At 72.4% G+C, this 19,996-nt stretch carries 1 protein-coding gene (only partly in view); it reads left to right on the forward strand.

Translation table 11 applies throughout. The features are described from left to right. Positions 1 to 19,996 carry the beginning of an SDR family NAD(P)-dependent oxidoreductase gene (locus ACFY3V_RS37155; protein WP_389779949.1) on the forward strand. The gene runs 30,593 nt beyond the window's last position, so only the first 19,996 of its 50,589 coding nucleotides appear in the window; the start codon lies at positions 1 to 3; its stop codon lies beyond the right edge, outside the window.

Genomic DNA, 19,996 nt, shown 5'->3' on the forward strand with positions numbered 1-19,996 from the left:
ATGTCGCAGGACCGGAAGCTCGTTGACTACCTGAAGTCGGTCGCCGCCGACCTGCGCGAGACCCGTCGGCGGCTCCAGGAGGTCGAGTCGGGCAGGCACGATCCGATCGCGATTGTCTCGATGGCGTGCCGCTTCCCCGGTGATGTCAACTCCCCTGAGGACCTGTGGCGTCTTGTGGCCGAGGGTGGGGACGGGATCGGGGAGTTCCCGACGTCGCGTGGCTGGGACCTCGGGATGGTGTACAACCCGGACCGGGAGAGCCGGGGGACCAGTTATGTGCGTGAGGGCGGCTTCCTGCACGACGCGGGGGTGTTCGATCCCGGGTTCTTCGGGATCTCGCCGCGTGAGGCGCTGGCGATGGACCCGCAGCAGCGGTTGCTTCTTGAGGTCTCCTGGGAGGCTTTCGAGCGGGCCGGGATCGACCCGATCTCGCTGCGCGGCAGCCACACGGGCGTGTTCGCCGGTGTGATCTACCACGACTACGGTCCGAGCGTCGAGTTCCCGCTGGACGTGCGGGGCTTCGTCAGCACCGGCACCGCGGGAAGCATCGCCACCGGGCGTATCGCCTACACGCTGGGCCTGGAGGGTCCGGCGGTGACGGTGGACACCGCCTGCTCGTCGTCGCTGGTGGCGCTGCACCTGGCCGCGCAGGCGCTGCGCTCGGGCGAGTGCGACCTGGCCCTGGCCGGAGGCGTGACCGTGATGGCCACGCCCGGAATGTTCATCGACTTCAGCGCGCAGGGCGGCCTGGCGGGTGACGGGCGGTGCAAGGCGTTCTCCGACGCGGCGGACGGCACGAGCTGGGCCGAGGGCATCGGCATGCTGGTGCTGGAGCGGCTGTCGGACGCCCAGCGCAACGGCCACGAGGTGCTGGCGGTGGTGCGGGGTTCGGCGATCAACCAGGACGGCGCGTCCAACGGGTTGACCGCGCCGAACGGTCCGTCCCAGCAGCGGGTGATCCGCCAGGCGCTCGCCGGCGCCGGACTCACTCCCGCGAACGTGGACGTGGTGGAGGCACACGGTACCGGCACCACGCTGGGTGACCCGATCGAGGCGCAGGCGCTGCTGGCGACGTACGGCCAGGACCGGCCGGAGGATCGGCCGCTGCTGCTGGGTTCGGTGAAGTCGAACATCGGTCACACGCAGGCGGCCGCCGGTGTGGCGGGTGTGATGAAGATGGTGCTCGCGATGCGGCACGGGGTGCTGCCTCGGACGCTGCACGTGGACGCACCGTCCTCGCACGTGGACTGGGCCTCCGGTGCGGTGGAACTGCTGACCGAGAGCAGGCCGTGGCCCCAGGTGGATCGGCCGTGGCGGGCGGGTGTGTCGTCGTTCGGTTTCAGCGGCACGAACGCGCACGTCATCATCGAACAGGGGCCGGGAGCTCCTGACGCCGAGCCGGGCGCGGATGAGCGGGCACCGGCGGGCGCGGGTGTGGTGCCGGTGGTGGTGTCGGGTCGTACGGCGGGGGCGTTGCGGGCGCAGGCCGGGCGGTTGGCGTCGTTCCTGGAGGGTGAGCCCGGTCTGGGGCTGGCCGATGTGGCGTTCTCGCTGGCGACGACGCGGTCGGCGTTCGAGCATCGGGCGGTGGTGCTGGCCGATGGTCGTGAGGGTGTGCTGGCCGGGTTGGGTGCGCTGGCCGAGGATCTGCCGGGTGCGGGTGTGGTGCGCGGGGTGGCCGGGGCGCAGCCGGAACTCGCGGTGCTGTTCACCGGTCAGGGCAGCCAGCGCGCCGGGATGGGCAGGGAGCTGTATGCGCGGTTCCCGGTGTTCGCGACCGCGTTGGACGCGGTGATCGCCGAGCTGGATCCGCTGCTGGACGGGTCGCTGCGTGAGGTGCTGTTCGCCGAGCCGGGGTCGGCGCAGGCGGAGTTGCTGGATCGGACCGGGTGGGCGCAGCCGGCGCTGTTCGCGGTGGAGACCGCGTTGTTCCGGCTGGTGGAGTCCTGGGGAGTGGCGCCGGATGTGCTGGCCGGGCACTCGGTCGGGGAGATCGCGGCGGCTCATGTGGCCGGTGTGCTGTCGTTGCAGGACGCGTGTGCGTTGGTGGCGGCGAGGGCGCGGTTGATGCAGGCGCTTCCTGCCGGTGGGGCGATGGTGTCGGTTCGGGCCTCCGAAGAGGTGGTCGTCGAGCTGCTGGCCGGGCGGGAGAAGGAGGTGTCGGTCGCGGCGGTGAACGGCCCCGCGTCAGTGGTGATCTCCGGTACCGAGGAGGCCGTGCTGGAGGTGGCCGCCGCCCTGGAGGAGCGGGGAGTGCGGACGAAGCGGCTGCGGGTGTCGCACGCGTTCCACTCGCCGTTGATGGACCCGATGCTGGAGGAGTTCCGGGCGGTGGCGGCGACGCTCACCTACGACCCGCCGCAGATCCCGGTGGTCTCGACGCTGACCGGGGAACCCGCCACCGACGAGCAGCTGTGCTCACCGGAGTACTGGGTGGAGCAGGTCCGTGGCGCGGTCCGCTTCTCCGACGCCGTGCGCACCCTGCACGGCCAGGGGGTGCGGGCGTATCTAGAGCTGGGCCCCGACGGGGTGCTCACCGCGATGGCCGCCGACACCCTCGCCACCGACGCGGAGGCGCGCGAGCCGGACGCCGTGTTCGTGCCGGTACTGCGTAAGGACCGCGACGAGCACACGGCGGCGATGACGGCGCTCGCCGAGCTGCACGTGCACGGGGTGCCGGTGGAGTGGCGCTCGGTGCTGCCGGGCGGGCACCGGGTCGACCTGCCCACCTACCCGTTCCAGCACGAGTGGTACTGGCCCCGCGAACGGCGGATGGGCGACGCCAGAAACCTGGGACTGGCCGCGGCGGGGCACCCTTTGCTGGGCGCCGCCGTGGCGCTCGCCGCCTCGGACGGCGTACTGCTGACCGGTCAGCTGTCGTTGCGGTCGCAGGCGTGGCTGGCCGATCACGTCGTGGCCGGAAGGGTGCTCTTCCCCGGCACCGCGTTCCTGGAGCTCGCCATCCGAGCCGGTGACCAGGTCGGCTGCGACCTGGTGGAGGAGCTCACCCTGGCGACGCCGCTGGTGCTGGGCGAGACCGACACCGTCGCGGTGCAGGTGTGGGTGGGCGCCGAGGAGTCCGGCCGGCGCGACCTGAGCATCTACACCCGGCCGGCCACGGCCGACGACGACGAGCCGTGGGTACGGCACGCGGTCGGTGTCCTCGCCGCCGGCGGCCAGGTCGCCGAGCGACTCGACACCGACGTCTGGCCGCCCCGGGGCGCGTCCGCGATCGAGCTGGACGGGCTGTACGAGCAGCTCGCCGAGGGCGGACTGAGCTATGGGCCGCTGTTCCAGGGACTGCGGGCGGCCTGGCGGCATGATGACGAGATCTTCGCCGAGGTGAGCCTGCCGAGCCGGCTTGAGTCGGACGCCGGTTCGTTCGGCGTGCATCCGGCCCTGCTGGACGCGGCACTGCACGTGGTGACCTTCGCGGGACTGGACGATGCCGAAGGCACCCGCCTGCCGTTCTCCTGGGGTGAGGTGTGCCTGCACGCCGGTGGGGCGTCGGCACTGCGGGTACGACTGGCCAGGACCGAGGGCGACGCCGTCTCGTTGACGGTGACCGATGTCACGGGTGAACCGGTGCTGACGGCGCGGTCACTCGTACTGCGCCCGATCGCGGCGACCACCGGCGAAGGCGGCCGCCGGAGCGAGCAGGACCCCCTGTTCAGGGTGGAGTGGACGGCGCTGCCGTCGGCGCGGGTGGCACCGGTGGCCGACCCCGCGCCCAGGGTGACGGTGGCCGCCCTCGACGCGCTCGACCTCGCGGATCCGTCGGCCTTCGGGGACACGGACCGGGCACCGGGGGTCGTGGTGACCGAAGTGGTCTCCGATCGGGCCGGCGCGGTGGTGGACGCGACGCACCTCCTCACCACGCGTGTTCTCGACCTGCTGCGCCAGTGGCTCGCCGACGAGCGGTATCGCGATTCACAGCTGGTGTTCGTGACCCGGGGTGCGGTCGCCGCCGAAGACGGTGAGGTGGTGTCGGATCTGCCGGCCGCCGCGGTGTGCGGATTGGTGCGCAGTGCCCAGTCGGAGAACCCGGGCAGGTTCCTGCTGGTCGACATCGACGAAGACCAGGAGTCGCTGGCGGCTCTGCCCGGGATGCTGCCCATGGTGTTCGCCTCCGGTGAGCCGCAGGTGGCGGTACGAGCGGGTGGGGTGCGGGTGCCGAGGCTGGTGTCGCTGACCTCGGGTGCGGGTCTGTTGCCTCCGGCCGGTGCGGGTTCGTGGCGGTTGGGCAGCCGGGCCAAGGGCAGCCTGGACGCGCTGGAGTTGCTTCCGTTTCCGGCGGCGGCCGAGCCGCTGCAGAGCGGGCAGGTTCGGGTGGCGGTGCGTGCGGCGGGGGTGAACTTCCGCGACCTGCTGGACGGTCTGAACGCACTCGGCTGGTTCCAGGACAAGGTCGGCCTGATGGGCAGCGAGGCCGCCGGAGTGGTCCTTGAGGTCGGTCCCGGTGTCGAGGACCTGCGAGTGGGTGACCGCGTGGTCGGCCTGGTCGAGGGTGGTTTCGGCCCGGTGGTGGTCGCCGGTGCCGGCGGGTTGGTCAAGATTCCCGACGGGTTCTCGTTCGAGCAGGCCGCGACGATCCCGGTGGCGTTCCTCACCACCTACTACGGGCTGATGGATCTGGCCGGTTTGCGTGAGGGTGAGTCGCTGCTGGTGCACGCGGGCGCCGGTGGGACCGGGATGGCGGCGATCCAGCTGGCGCAGCGGCTCGGGGTGGAGGTCTTCGCGACCGCGAGTCCGGCGAAGTGGGATGCGCTGCGGGCGATGGGCATTCCGGATGATCACATCGCGTCGTCGCGGAGCGTGGAGTTCGAGGAGCGTTTCCGCGCTGTGTGCGGTGAGCGGGGTATCGATGTGGTGCTCAACTCGTTGACGGGTGAGTTCATTGACGCCTCGGCGCGCCTGCTGCGCCCCGGGGGCCGGTTCGTCGAGTTGGGCAAACTCGACATCCGCGACCAGGAGAGCTTCCCGGGGCTGGAGTACCACTGGTTCGACGTGATGGACGCCGGGCCCGAGCGGCTGCGGCAGATCCTGGCCGAGTTGATGGAGCTGTTCGCGGCGGGTGAGCTGCGGCCGTTGCCGGTCACGACCTGGGACGTGCGCCGGAGCCGGGAGGCGTTCCGGTTCATGAGCCAGGCCAAGCACACCGGCAAGATCGTGCTCACCATGCCCCGGGCCTGGGACCCGCAGGGCACGGTGCTCATCACCGGCGGCACCGGCGGTCTGGGCGCGTTGTTCGCGCGGCATGCGGTGGCTGAGCACGGGGTACGGCGCCTTTTGCTGGTCAGCCGCCGGGGTCTGGAGGCTCCGGGCGCGGTGGAGCTGCAGGCCGAGCTGATCGCGCACGGAGTCGAGGTCACGGTCGCCGCCTGCGATGTGACCGACCGAGGTCAGGTCGAGGACCTGCTGGCCGGGATCGATGCCGATCATCCGCTGACCGCGGTGATCCACACCGCCGGTGTGCTGGACGACGGGACCATTCTCTCGCTGACACCGGAGCGGCTGGATGCGGTGCTGCGGCCGAAGGTGGACGCCGCCTGGCATCTGCACGAGCTCACCCAGGGCCTGGATCTGGCCGAGTTCGTCATGTTCTCGTCAGTGGCGGGTGTGATCGGAGCTCCCGGGCAGGGCAACTACGCCGCGGCGAACTCGTTCCTCGACGCGCTGGCTCAGCACCGTGGGGCCGCCGGGCTGGCCGGGTTGTCACTGGTCTGGGGTGCGTGGGCTCAGGACAGTGGGATGACCGGCACCCTGAGCGACGGCGACATGGAGCGGCTGGCCCGTGCCGGCACGCCACCGATCGCACCGGAGCAGGGCGTCGCCCTGTTCGAGGCGGCGATCCGTTCCGGCGAACCGGTCGTGGCCCCGGTCCGGCTGGATCTGCCGGTGCTCCGCGCGCAGGGCGAGGTTCCGCCGCTGCTGCGCAAGCTGGTGCGGGGAAGGCGCCGGTCCGCCGCGGGGAGGTCGGAGGCGGCCAGCACGCTGCTCCAGCGACTGGCTCCGCTCACGGTGGCCGAACGCGCCGAGGTCCTGGTGGACCTGGTACGTACCGAGGTGGCCCTGGTGCTGGGGCACGTCTCGCCGGAGACGGTGGAGGTGCGGCGGGAGTTCCGCGAGCTGGGGTTCGACTCGTTGACCTCGGTGGACCTTCGCAACCGGCTGAACGGCACGACCGGGTTGCGGTTGCCGGCCACGCTGGTGTTCGACTACCCGACGCCGGCCGTGCTGGCGGAGTTCCTGCTGGCCGAGTTGCTCGGCGAGCACGCGGACGTGGTGGCTCCCAGCGCGGTCCGGCCGGTGGCCGACGACCCCATCGTGATCGTGGGCATGGCGTGCCGCTATCCGGGCGGAGTCACCTCTCCGGAGGACCTGTGGCGACTGGTCACCGAGGGCGCGGACGCGATCTCACCGTTCCCGACCACGCGTGGCTGGGATCCGGCGGCGTTCTACAGCCCCGATCGGGAGAACCGGGGCACCAGTTACGTGCGTGAGGGCGGCTTCCTGCACGAGGCCGGGGAGTTCGACCCCGGGTTCTTCGGGATCTCGCCGCGTGAGGCGCTGGCGATGGACCCGCAGCAGCGGTTGCTGCTGGAGACGTCGTGGGAGGCGATCGAGCGGACCGGGATCGACCCGGCGTCGCTGCGCGGCAGCCGTACCGGCGTGTTCGCCGGGGTCATGTACCACGACTACGCGACCAGCGTGTCGTTCCCGCCGGAGGTGATGGGGTTCGTCGGCACCGGCACCGCCGGAAGCGTGGCGACCGGTCGCCTTTCCTACACCTTCGGGCTGGAGGGCCCGGCGGTGACGGTGGACACCGCGTGCTCCTCCTCGCTGGTGGCGTTGCATCTGGCATCGCAGGCGCTGCGGAGCGGTGACTGCTCGCTGGCGCTGGCCGGCGGTGTGACCGTGATGGCCAACCCGGGACCGTTCATCGACTTCAGTGCCCAGGGCGGGCTGGCCGGTGACGGCCGGTGCAAGTCGTATTCGGATGCGGCCGACGGGGTCAACTGGTCCGAGGGTGTGGGCATGCTGGTGCTGGAGCGGCTGTCGGATGCCCGCCGCAACGGCCACCAGGTGCTGGCGGTGGTGCGGGGTTCGGCGGTGAACCAGGACGGCGCGTCGAACGGGTTGACGGCGCCGAACGGTCCCTCCCAGCAGCGGGTGATCCGTCAGGCGCTGGCCGGGGCCGGGCTCTCGGTGTCCGAGGTGGACGCGGTCGAGGGCCACGGTACGGGGACGACGCTGGGTGACCCGATCGAGGCGCAGGCGTTGCTGGCGACCTACGGTCAGGATCGGGACGAGGATCGGCCGCTGCTGCTGGGATCGATCAAGTCGAACCTCGGTCACGCCCAGGCGGCCGCGGGTGTGGCCGGTGTGATCAAGATGGTCATGGCGATGCGCCATGGGGTGCTGCCCAGGACGTTGCACGTGGACACGCCGTCCTCGCACGTGGACTGGTCGGCGGGTGCGGTGGAGCTGCTGACCGAGCAGGTCGAGTGGCCTCAGACGGATCGTCCGCGCCGGGCGGGTGTGTCGTCGTTCGGGATCAGCGGCACCAACGCGCACGTGATCTTGGAACAGGGGCCGGAGGCTCCTGAGCGGGAGTCGCGTGACCAGGGACAGGCGCCGGGTGCGGTGCCGTGGGTGGTGTCGGCGAGGACCTCTGAGGCGTTGCGCGAGCAGGCGAGCCGTCTGGGTGCGCTGGTGGAGACGGCCGACGAGCTTGACCCGGTGGATGTGGGGTCGTCGCTGGTGGTGTCGCGGTCGGTGTTCGAGCACCGTGCGGTGGTGGTCGGCGGGGATCGTGAGGGTTTGCTGGCGGGGCTGGCGGCGGTGGCTTCGGGTGAGCCCACGGCGGGTGTGGTGTCCGGGGTGGCCGATGTGGTTGGGAAGTCGGTGTGGGTGTTCCCGGGTCAGGGGGCGCAGTGGGTGGGGATGGGTGCGGCTCTGTTGGAGGAGTCGGCGGTGTTCGCGGCTCGGATGGCCGAGTGTGCGGCGGCGTTGGAGCCGTTCGTGGAGTGGTCGCTGCTGGATGTGGTCCGGGGTGTGGAGGGTGCTCCGGGGCTGGATCGGGTGGATGTGGTGCAGCCGGTCTCGTTCGCGGTGATGGTGTCGTTGGCGGCGGTGTGGGAGTCGTTGGGGGTTCGTGCGGATGCGGTGGTGGGTCATTCGCAGGGGGAGATCGCGGCGGCGGTGGTGGCCGGTGGCCTGTCGTTGCAGGACGGTGCGCGGGTGGTGGCGTTGCGCAGTCAGGTGATCGGGCGCGGGCTGGCGGGGTTGGGGGCGATGGCGTCGGTCGCGCTCCCGGTCGAGCAGGTCACCGAGCGGGTGGCGGCGTGGGACGGGCGGATCTCGGTGGCGGCGGTCAACGGCCCCAGTTCGGTGGTGGTGGCCGGTGAGGTCGCGGCCGTTGAGGAGTTGGTCGAGCAACTGGGCACTGAAGAGGTGCGGGTGCGGCGGATCGCGGTGGATTACGCCTCGCATTCGGCGCAGGTGGATCTGATCGCCGAGGAGCTGGCCGGGGTGCTGGCGGGGGTGGCGCCGCAGCCGGTGCGGGTGCCGATGTTGTCGACGGTGACCGGTCAGTGGCTGGAGGGCCAGGAGCTCGATGGCGGGTACTGGTGTGAGAACCTGCGGCGCACGGTGGGCTTCGCTCCGGCGGTCGGGCAGTTGCTGGAGCAGCGGTATCGGGTGTTCGTCGAGGTGAGCTCGCATCCGGTGCTCACCGTCGGGGTCGGCGAGTGCGTGGACGCGGCTGAGGTGGAGGCCGTGATCGCCGGGACGCTGCGCCGTGACGAGGGCGGCCTGGAGCGGGTGCTGACGTCGGCGGCCGAGCTGTTCGTCCGTGGCGTGACGGTCGACTGGCAGCAGGTGCTGACCGGCGGCCGCAGGGTGGATCTGCCCACCTACGCCTTCCAGCATGAGCGGTTCTGGCCGGTGGGAGCGGGTTCCCAGGTGGGGAATGTGGCCGCGGCGGGGCTGGCGGTGGCGGGGCATCCGCTGCTGGGCGCCGCCGTGGGCCTGGCCGACTCCAACGGTGTGCTGCTGACCGGGCGGTTGTCGCTCTCGTCGCATCCGTGGCTGGCCGATCACGCGGTGGCCGGGACGGTGATCTTCCCGGGTACCGGTTTCCTTGAGCTGGCGGTGCGGGCCGGTGACCAGGTCGGTTGTGACCTGGTGGAGGAGCTCACTCTGACGGCGCCGCTGGTGCTGGGTGAGACCGATGCCGTCGCGGTGCAGGTGTGGGTGGGGGCCGCGCAGGAGACGGGCCACCGGAGCGTGAACGTCTACGCCCGGTCGGCGCAGGCCGCCGACGACGTGCCGTGGGTGCGGCACGCCACCGGCACGCTGGCCGTCGGCGCCCCGGCCACCGGTGCTCCCGATGCCGGGCCGTTCGACGCGACGGTCTGGCCTCCGGCCGGCGCGACCGCGATCGGGCTGGACGGGGCGTACGAAGGGCTGGCCGCGGGCGGGTTCGAGTACGGCCCGGTGTTCCAGGGGCTGCGGGCGGCCTGGCGTGGTGCCGATGGTGAGGTGTTCGCCGAGGTCGCGCTGCCCGAGCAGACGGCGTCGAGCGCGGGTTCGTTCGGGGTGCATCCGGCGCTGCTGGACGCGGCGCTGCACGCGGTGCCGTTCGTCGGGCTGGAGCCGGTCGAGGGCGGCCGGTTGCCGTTCTCCTGGGGGCAGGTGAACCTGCAGGCCACCGGAGCGGCGATGCTGCGCGTGCGACTGCTCCGGACGGGTGATGACGCCGTGTCGCTGACGGCGGTGGACGCCGCGGGCGAGCCGGTGCTGTCGGCGCGGTCGCTGGTGCTGCGCCCGTTCACGCCTGATCAGCTCGCCGTCGGCGGCGGTCAGGTGGCGGAGCGGGATGGGCTGTTCCGGCTGGACTGGACGCCGCTTTCCGAGATTTCGGTGGCTGACCCTGCGCCGGTGGCGGTGGTCGGTTTCTCCGGGTTCGAGCCGGACGCCCTGGGCCTCGTGGCGATGTGGGAGTCGGCCGGGCACTCGGTGCCGGTTCACCGTGATCTGCCGGCATTGGGCGAGGCGGGGCCGGTGCCGGGGACGGTGCTGGCCGAGGTGGTGGCCGATTCCGCCGGGGACGCGGTGGCCTCGGCGCGTGCGGTGACGGCCGGGGTGCTGGCTCTGTTGCAGGGGTGGCTGGCCGACGAGCGGTTCGGCGATTCGCGTCTGGTGTTCGTCACCCGGGGCGCGGTCGCGGCCGGTGACGATGAGACGGTCTCCGATCTGGCGGCAGCTGCCGTGTGGGGCCTGGTGCGTAGTGCGCAGTCGGAGAACCCGGGCCGGTTCGCGCTGGTCGATCTGCGCCATGGTGAGTACGGAGACGAGTATCCGGACCCGGCTGCGGATGAGACCTCGCCCGATGCGCCGAGGGTTGCGCTTCCCGTGCTTCCCGCACTGCTGAGCGGGGTGCTGGCTTCCGGTGAGCCGCAGGTGGCGGTGCGTGAGGGTGGGGTGCGGGTGCCGAGGTTGGCGTCGCTGACCTCGGGTGCGGGTCTGTTGCCTCCGTCGGGTACGCCGTGGCGGTTGGGCAGCCGGGCCAAGGGCAGCCTGGACGCGTTGGAGTTGCTGCCGTTCCCGCAGGCGAGCGAGCCGTTGGAGGCCGGTCAGGTTCGGGTGGCGGTGCGTGCGGCGGGGGTGAACTTCCGTGACCTGCTGGACGGGTTGAACGCGCTGGGGTGGTTCCAGGACAAGGTCGGCCTGATGGGTGGCGAGGCCGCCGGTGTGGTGGTCGAGGTCGGTCCCGGGGTGGAGGACCTGCGCGTGGGTGACCGCGTGGTCGGCCTCACCGAGGGCGGTTTCGGCCCGGTGGTGGTCACCGGTGCCGGCGGGGTGACCAGGATCCCCGACGGGGTCTCCTTCGAGGAGGCCGCGACGATCCCGGTCTCGTTCCTCACCACCTACTACGGGCTGATGGATCTGGCCGGGTTGCGCGAGGGCGAGTCGCTGCTGGTGCACGCGGGCACCGGTGGGACCGGGATGGCGGCGATCCAGCTGGCGCAGCGGCTCGGGGTGGAAGTCTTCGCGACCGCGAGTCCGGCGAAGTGGGATGTGCTGCGGTCGATGGGCATCCCGGACGATCACATCGCCTCCTCGCGCACCCTGGAGTTCGAGGAGCGTTTCCGCGCTGTGTGCGGTGAGCGGGGTATCGATGTGGTGCTCAACTCGTTGACGGGTGAGTTCATCGACGCCTCGGCACGTCTGCTGCGCCCCGGTGGCCGGTTCGTGGAGATGGGCAAGCTCGACATCCGTGACCAGGAGCAGTTCCCCGGCCTGGAGTACCACTGGTTCGACGTGCTGGACGCCGGGCCCGAGCGGTTGCGGCAGATCCTGGCCGAGTTGATGGAGTTGTTCGCGGCGGGTGAGTTGCGGCCGTTGCCGGTGACGGCGTGGGATGTGCGGCGGGGCCGGGAGGCGTTCCGGTTCATGAGCCAGGCCAGGCACACCGGCAAGCTCGTGCTGACGATGCCCCGGGTCTGGGACGCGCAGGGCACGGTGTTGATCACTGGCGGTACGGGTGGTCTGGGTGCGGAGGTGGCCCGGCATCTGGTGGCCGAGCACGGGATGCGTCATCTGCTGCTGGTCAGCCGCCGGGGTCTGGAGGCTCCGGGTGCGGTGGAGTTGCAGGCGGAGTTGATCGCGCACGGGGTCGAGGTCACGGTCGCCGCGTGCGACATGGCCGACCGGGACGCGGTGGCCGGTCTGCTGGCCGGGGTGTCGGAGGAGCATCCGCTGACCGCGGTGATCCACGCGGCCGGTGTGCTGGACGACGGCACGATCGCCTCGCTCACGCCGGAGCGGCTGGATGCGGTGCTGCGGCCGAAGGTCGACGCGGCGTGGCATCTGCACGAGCTGACCGAGGGCATGGATCTGGCCGGGTTCGTGGTGTTCTCCTCGCTCGCCGGGCTGATGGGCGGCGCGGGTCAGGGCAACTACGCGGCGGCGAACGCCTGGCTGGACGCGTTGATGGCGCGGCGCCGGGCGCAGGGACTGCCGGGGCTGTCGCTGGCCTGGGGTTTGTGGGCGCAGGCCACCGGGATGACCGGGGCCATGTCGCAGGCCGACGTGCAGCGGATGACCGCCGCCGGGCTGCCGCCGATCACCACCGAGCAGGGGCTGGAGCTGTTCGACGCCGCCATCGACTCGGATGCGCCGCTGGTGGTCCCGGTGCGGCTGAACGTACCGGCGATGCCCGCTCAGCTGGTGCCGCCGCTGCTGCGCGGCCTGGTGCGCGGCACCCGCCGTACGGCGGCATCGGCGCCCGTCCTGGGTGAGGGCACCCTGTTGCGGCAGTTGGCCGGGTTGACGCAGGCCGAGCGGACCCGGTTCGTGACCGACCTGGTCCGCACCCAGGCCGCGGCCGTCCTCGGGTACCCCTCGCTGGAGGCGGTGGACGTCAGGCGGGAGTTCCGCGAGCTGGGCTTCGACTCGCTGACCGCGATCGAACTGCGCAACCGCCTCAACACCGCCACCGGGCTGCGGCTGCCCTCCACCCTCGTCTTCGACTACCCCACCCCCACCGCGCTGGGAGAGTATCTGCTGAGCGAGGTGCTCGGCGCGCACGGCGACGCCATCCTGCCGGTGGCCACGGTCTCGGTCGGAGACGACCCGATCGCGATCGTCTCGATGGCCTGCCGCTACCCCGGAGGGGTGAACTCCCCGGACGACCTGTGGCGGCTGGTCATCGAGGGACAGGACGCCATCACCCCGCTGCCGACCGACAGAGGCTGGCAGACCCACGGTGACATCGACCTGAAGGGCGGATTCGTCTTCGACGCGCCCGAGTTCGACGCGGAGTTCTTCCGGATCTCGCCACGTGAGGCGCTCGCGATGGACCCGCAGCAGCGGCTGCTGCTGGAGGCGGCCTGGGAGGTCCTGGAGAACGCGGGCATCGACCCGGACTCGTTGCGCGGCAGCGACACCGGCGTCTTCATCGGTTCCGTCGGCTCGGGCTACATGCCGGGGGAGGAGTCTCGCGGTCACATCATGACCGGGCAGCTGGCCAGTGTGGCCTCCGGCCGGATCTCCTACACCCTGGGCCTGGAGGGTCCGGCGGTGACGGTGGACACCGCGTGCTCGTCGTCGCTGGTGACCATCCACATGGCGGCACAGGCCCTGCGCAACGGGGAGTGCTCGCTCGCGGTGGCCGGTGGCGTCACCGTCATATCGACGCTCGCGGCGTTCGGAGAGCTCGGTGAGCAGGGCGGCCTCGCACCGGACGCCCGCTGCAAGGCGTTCTCCGACTCGGCGAACGGCATCGGATGGTCCGAGGGCGTCGGCCTGGTGATGCTGGAGCGGCTGTCGGACGCCCAGCGTAACGGCCACCAGGTGCTCGCGATCGTTCGCGGGTCGGCGATCAACCAGGACGGCGCGTCCAACGGTCTGACCGCGCCGAACGGCCCCTCGCAGCGGCGGGTGATCCGCAAGGCCCTGGCCGTCGCCGGGCTGTCCGCCGACGAGGTGGACGCGGTCGAGGCGCACGGCACCGGCACCGCCCTGGGCGACCCGATCGAGGCGCAGGCGCTGCTGGCGACGTACGGCCAGGACCGGCCGGAGGATCGGCCGCTGCTGCTGGGTTCGGTGAAGTCGAACATCGGGCATACCCAGGCCGCCGCGGGCGTCGCAGGTGTGATCAAGATGGTGATGGCCCTGCGGCACGGCATGCTGCCCCGGACGCTGCACGTGGACGAGCCGTCCTCGCACGTGGACTGGGCCTCGGGCGCGGTGGAGCTGCTGACCGAGCCGGTCGAGTGGCCGCGGAACGGTCACCCCCGCCGGGCGGCGGTGTCGTCGTTCGGCATCAGCGGCACCAACGCCCACATGATCCTTGAGCAGGGACCCGAGGCGGCGGAGCCGGCGGCCGAGGAGCCCGCCGGACCGGCGGGCGGCGTACTGCCCTGGGTGATCTCGGCTCGTACGGCCGACGCGGTACGGGCGCAGGCCGGGCGGTTGGCGGCGCACGTTCGGGCCAGGGGCGAGCTCGACCCGGTGGACGTGGGCTCGTCGCTGGTGTCGTCGCGGTCGATGTTCGACCACCGCGCGGTGGTGGTCGGGGGCGACCGGGAGGAGTTGCTGGCAGGGCTGGCGGCGGTCGTCTCCGGAGACTCCACGGCGGGCGTGGTGCGCGGCGCGGCGGACGTGAACGGCCTGACGGTGTGGGTGTTCCCCGGTCAGGGGGCGCAGTGGGCGGGCATGGGCGCCGCCCTGCTGGAGGAGTCGGCGGTGTTCGCGGCTCGGATGGCCGAGTGCGCGGCGGCGCTGGAGCCGTTCGTCGACTGGTCGCTGCTGGAGGTGATCCGGCAGAGCGAGGGCGCCCCGTCACTGGAGCGGGCAGACGTGGTCCAGCCGGTCTCGTTCGCGGTGATGGTGTCGCTGGCGGCGGTGTGGGAGTCGCTGGGGGTTCACCCGGACGCGGTGGTGGGCCATTCGCAGGGCGAGATCGCGGCGGCGGTGGTGGCCGGTGGCCTGTCGTTGCAGGACGGCGCCCGGGTGGTGGCGCTGCGCAGCCGCCTGATCGCCGAGCGGCTGTCCGGGCACGGGGTGATGCTGTCGGTGATGGCGCCGGTGGAGCAGGTGCGTGCGGCGCTCGCCGAGGACGGCCTGCTGGACCGGATCTCGATCGCCGCGGTCAACGGGCCCAGGGTGGTCACCGTCGCCGGCGACGGAGAGGCCATGCGGGTGCTGGAGCGGCGCCTGTCGGCCGGAGGCGTCATGCGCTGGCAGCTGGCCGGCGCGGACTTCGCCGCGCACTCGCCCCAGGTCGAGCGGTTCCGTGACGACCTGCTGGCGGACCTGGCGGAGGTGGCGCCGCGTGCGGCGCGGGTGGCGATGCTGTCGACGGCGACCGGGCGGTGGCTGGACGGCACGGAGCTGGACGCCGGCTACTGGTACGAGAACGTGCGGCGGACGGTGGAGTTCGCCCCGGCGGTCGAGCGGCTGCTGGAAGAGCGGTACCGGGTGTTCGTCGAGGTCGGCCCGCACCCGCTGCTGACGCTGGGAATCGAGCAGGCCGTGGACGCGGCGGGAGTGGCCGCGGTGGTCGCCGGGACGCTGCGCCGCGACGAGGGCGGCCTGGACAGGGTGCTGGTCTCGGCGGCCGAGCTGTTCGTGCGCGGCGTGACGGTGGACTGGCAGCAGGTGCTGACCGGCGGCCGGCGGGTCGACCTGCCGACCTACGCCTTCCAGCATCGGCGTTACTGGCCCAGCGGGGTGCGGATCGCCGACGCCCGAGGGCTCGGCCTCGTCGCGGCCGGGCATCCGCTGCTGGGCGCCGCGGTCGGGCTCGCCGACTCCGACGGCGCGCTGCTCACCGGCCTGATGTCGGTGCGCGCGCACCCCTGGCTCGCCGACCACGCGGTGGCCGACACGGCGCTGTTCGCCGGCACCGGCTTCCTCGAACTGGCGATCAGGGCGGCGGACCAGGTCGGCTGCGACCGGGTGGAGGAGCTCACCCTGGCCGCCCCGCTGGTGCTCACCCGGGACGGCGCCGTCGCCGTCCAGGTGGTGGTGAGCGCGTCCGACGAGACGGGCCGCAGGAACATCGCGATCTACGCGCGGCTCGCCGACGCACCGGACCAGCCCTGGGTGCGGCACGCGGCCGGTGTGCTGGGGGTCGGAGCACGTACGGCGCGGTTCGACACGGCCGTCTGGCCGCCCGAGGGCGCGGCGCCCATCGCGCTGGACGGGCTGTACGACGATCTGGCCGAGGGCGGCGTGGTCTACGGACCCACCTTCAAGGGACTGCGGGCGGCCTGGCAGCGCGACGGGGAGATCTTCGCCGAGGTCGAGGTGCCGGAGGAGGTCGGCGACGTCGGTCTGTTCGGCCTGCATCCCGCGCTGCTGGACGCGGCGTTGCAGCCCGCCTCGTTCATGGATCTGACGGAGCCGGGCCAGGGGCGGCTGCTGTTCTCCTGGAGCGGCGTCTGCCTGCACGCCAACGGCGCTTCGGCGTTGCGGGTGCGGCTGGTCAAGACCGGAGGCGGTTCGGTGTCGCTGGCGGCGGTGGACGCCGAGGGCGCGCCGGTGCTGACGGCGGAGTCGCTGGTGTTCCGGCCGGTGTCCGCGGACCAGATGCTCGCCTCCGGCGGCCAGGGACCGGAGCGGGACGCGCTGTTCACCCTGGAGTGGGTGGTCGCGCCCACGGTCGTCTCTCCGACGGACGCGGTGGCCGGCCTGGACTGTGTCGAGCTGGACTGGTCGGAACCGGGCCGTCCGGAGCTGAGCGAACTGCGCTGGGCCGAGCCGGGTCAGGCCGAGCCCGGGGCACTGGACCGGGTGCCGGACGTCGTGACCGTCGAGATCGGCTCGCCCGCCGAGGCGGCCGGGGCGTCGGCGGCACGGGAGCTGACCGGCCGGGTGCTGGAACTGCTGAGGCAGTGGCTGGCCGACGACCGGTTCAGCGAGTCGAGGTTGGTGCTGGTCACCCGAGGTGCGGTCGACGGCGGGGAGGACGAGATCGTCACGGATCCGGCGGCGGCCGCGGTCTGGGGCCTCGTACGCGTCGCGCAGGCCGAGAATCCCGGACGCTTCGTACTGGTCGACGTGGACGAGCAGGAGACCGGGCTGTCGGCACTGCCCGAGGCGCTGGCCTGCGGCGAGCCCCAGATGGCGATCCGCGAACACGTGGTCCGCGTTCCCCGGCTGGTCCGCCTGACCCCGGGGGAGGACGGCGCGCGACGGCCGGACCTCGAAGGCACCGTGCTGATCACGGGCGGTACGGGTGGTCTGGGAAGCAACCTGGCCCGGCATCTGGTGGCCGAGCACGGGGTCCGGCACCTGCTGCTGACCAGCAGAAGAGGGCTGGACGCTCCGGGCGCGGTGGAGTTGCAGGCGGAGCTGATCGCGCACGGGGTCGAGGTCACCGTCGTCGCCTGCGACCTGGCCGACCGTGACCAGGTGGCGGAACTGCTCGCCGGCGTGCCGGCGGAGCACCCGCTCACCGCGGTCGTGCACACCGCGGGCGTCCGTGACGACGGCATGATCCCGTCACTGGACGCGCGGCGGCTGGCCAACGTGTTCGGGCCCAAGGTCGACGGCGCCTGGCACCTGCACGAGCTCACCCGGGACCTCGACCTGACCGCCTTCGTCATGTACTCCTCGATGGCCGGGCTGGTCGGCGGCGCGGGACTGGGCGGTTACGCGGCGGCCAACGCCTACCTGGACGCCCTCGCCCAGCATCGCCGGGCCCAGGGCATGGCGGGCCTGTCCCTGGTGTGGGGGCCGTGGGCGGCGGACGCCGGTATGGCCGGAGAGCTCTCCGAGACGGACCTGCGCCGGCTGACGGCCGCGGGATTCCAGCTCTTCTCCTTCGCCGAGGGGCTGGCGCTGTTCGACGCGGTCCTGGGCTGCGACACGCCGGTGGTCGCGCCGGTCCGGCTCAACCTGCCGGCGCTGCGGGCGTTCGGTGAGGTGCCGCCGCTGCTGCGCTCGCTGGTGCGGGGCACCCGCCGTACGGCGGCGGCCCCGGTGTCGGGCGCGGACGGGGCGCTGCTGCGGCAGCTGGCCGGGCTGCCCCCCGCCGACCGCGGCCGGCTGGTGACCGAGCTGGTCCGAGCCCAGGCCGCCACGGCGCTGGGACACGACTCTCCGCAGATGGTGGAGGTGCGGCGGGAGTTCCGTGAGCTGGGCTTCGACTCCCTCACCGCCGTCGAACTGCGCAACCGGCTCAACGCCGCCACCGGGCTGCGGCTGCCCGCCACCCTGGTGTTCGACTACCCGACCCCCGTGGTGCTGGCGGAGTTCCTGCTCGCCGAACTGCTGGGTGAGCACGGTGACGTCGTCGTTCCGACGGCGATCGCGTCGGTGGCCGACGACCCGATCGTGATCGTGTCGATGGCCTGCCGCTATCCGGGTGAGGTGCGCTCTCCCGAGGATCTGTGGCGGCTCGTCACCGAGGGGCGCGACGCCATCTCCCCGCTGCCGGTCGACCGGGGCTGGCAGGTGAACGGCGAGCTGGACTTCCACGGCGGCTTCATGTCCGACGCCGCGGACTTCGACGCCGGCTTCTTCGGGATCTCGCCGCGTGAGGCCCTGGGGATGGACCCGCAGCAGCGCGTCCTGCTGGAAACCACCTGGGAGGCGTTCGAACGCGCCGGAATCGACCCGCTGTCGCTGCGGGGCAGCGACACCGGTGTCTACGTCGGTGCGAGCGGTTCTGGCTACATCCCGTCGGACGAGGCCCGCGGTTTCATGGTGACGGGCCAGGCGGGAAGCGTGACCTCGGGCCGGCTGTCCTACACGCTGGGGCTGGAGGGCCCGGCGGTGACGGTGGACACCGCGTGTTCGTCGTCGCTGGTGGCGATGCACATGGCGGCGCAGGCGCTGCGTTCGGGCGACTGTTCGCTGGCCCTGGCCGGCGGTGTGACCGTGGTGGCCACGCCGATGGGGATCGTGGAGTTCAGCGCTCAGGGCGGGCTCGCCGCCGACGGACGCTGCAAGTCCTACTCCGACGCCGCCGACGGCACCAGCTGGGCCGAGGGCGTCGGCATGGTGGTCCTGGAGCGGTTGTCCGACGCGCGACGCAACGGCCACCAGGTCCTGGCCGTCCTGCGGGGTTCCGCGGTGAACCAGGACGGCGCGTCCAACGGTCTGACGGCGCCGAACGGCCCCTCGCAGCAGCGGGTGATCCGCCAGGCCCTGGCCGGTGCCGGTCTGACCCCCGCCGAGGTGGACGCGGTCGAGGGCCACGGCACGGGCACCGCGCTGGGCGACCCGATCGAGGCCCAGGCGCTGCTCGCCACCTACGGCCAGGACCGGCCGGAGGACCGTCCGCTGCTGCTCGGATCACTGAAGTCGAACATCGGTCACACCCAGGCGGCCTCCGGCGTGGCCGGTGTGATCAAGATGGTCATGGCGATGCGGCACGGCGTGCTGCCCAGGACGTTGCATGTGGACGAGCCGTCCTCGCACGTGGACTGGACCTCGGGCGCGATAGAGCTGCTGACCGAGCCGGCCGAGTGGCCCTCGGCCGACCACCCCCGCCGGGCGGCGGTGTCGTCGTTCGGCATCAGCGGCACCAATGCGCACGTGATCATCGAACGGCCGGAAGAGCGGGACGCGAAGTCCGAGGGCACGGAGTCCGAGAACCGCCCGCCCGTGTCGGACGGCGCCGTCCCGGTCCTGGTCTCCGGCCGGTCGGCGGAGGCGCTGCGGGCACAGGCCGAGCGGCTCACGGCGTACGTGGACGACGAGCCCGGTCTGCGTCTGGCCGACGTGGCGTACTCGACGGCCACCACGCGCTCGGCGTTCGAGTACCGGGCGGCCGTGCTGGCCACCGACCTCGAAGGTCTGGGCGCCGGCCTGCGGGCACTGGCGGAAGGCCGGTCCGGTGCGGGCGTGCTGCGGGGGTCGGCCGCGGCCGAATCGAAGCCGGCGGTGCTGTTCACGGGTCAGGGCAGCCAGCGGGCCGGGATGGGCCGTGAGCTGTACGACCGGTTCCCGGTGTTCGCGACGGCGCTGGACGAGGTGATCGCCGAGCTGGACCCGCTGCTTGACGGGTCGCTGCGTGAGGTGGTGTTCGCCGAGCCGGGGTCGGCGCAGGCGGAGGCGCTCGACCAGACCGGGTGGGCGCAGCCCGCGCTGTTCGCGGTGGAGACGGCGCTGTTCCGGCTCGTCGAGTCGTGGGGAGTCCGCCCCGAGATCATGGCGGGACACTCGATCGGCGAGATCACCGCGGCGCACGTGGCCGGGGTGCTGTCCCTGCCGGACGCCTGCGCGCTGGTGGCGGCGCGCGGCCGGTTGATGCAGGCGCTGCCCGCCGGCGGGGCGATGGTGGCGGTGCGGGCCTCGGAAGAGGAGATCGCCGAGCTGCTGACCGGGCGTGAGACCGAGGTGTCGATCGCGGCCGTGAACGGCCCGGCGTCCGTGGTGATCTCCGGGGATGAGCGGGCCGTTCTCGAGGTCGTGGCCGCACTGGAGAAGCGGGCGGTCAAGACCCGGCGGCTGCGGGTGTCGCACGCCTTCC

The sequence above is a fragment of the Streptosporangium sp. NPDC000095 genome, assembly GCF_042899335.1.
Lineage (GTDB): Bacteria > Actinomycetota > Actinomycetes > Streptosporangiales > Streptosporangiaceae > Streptosporangium.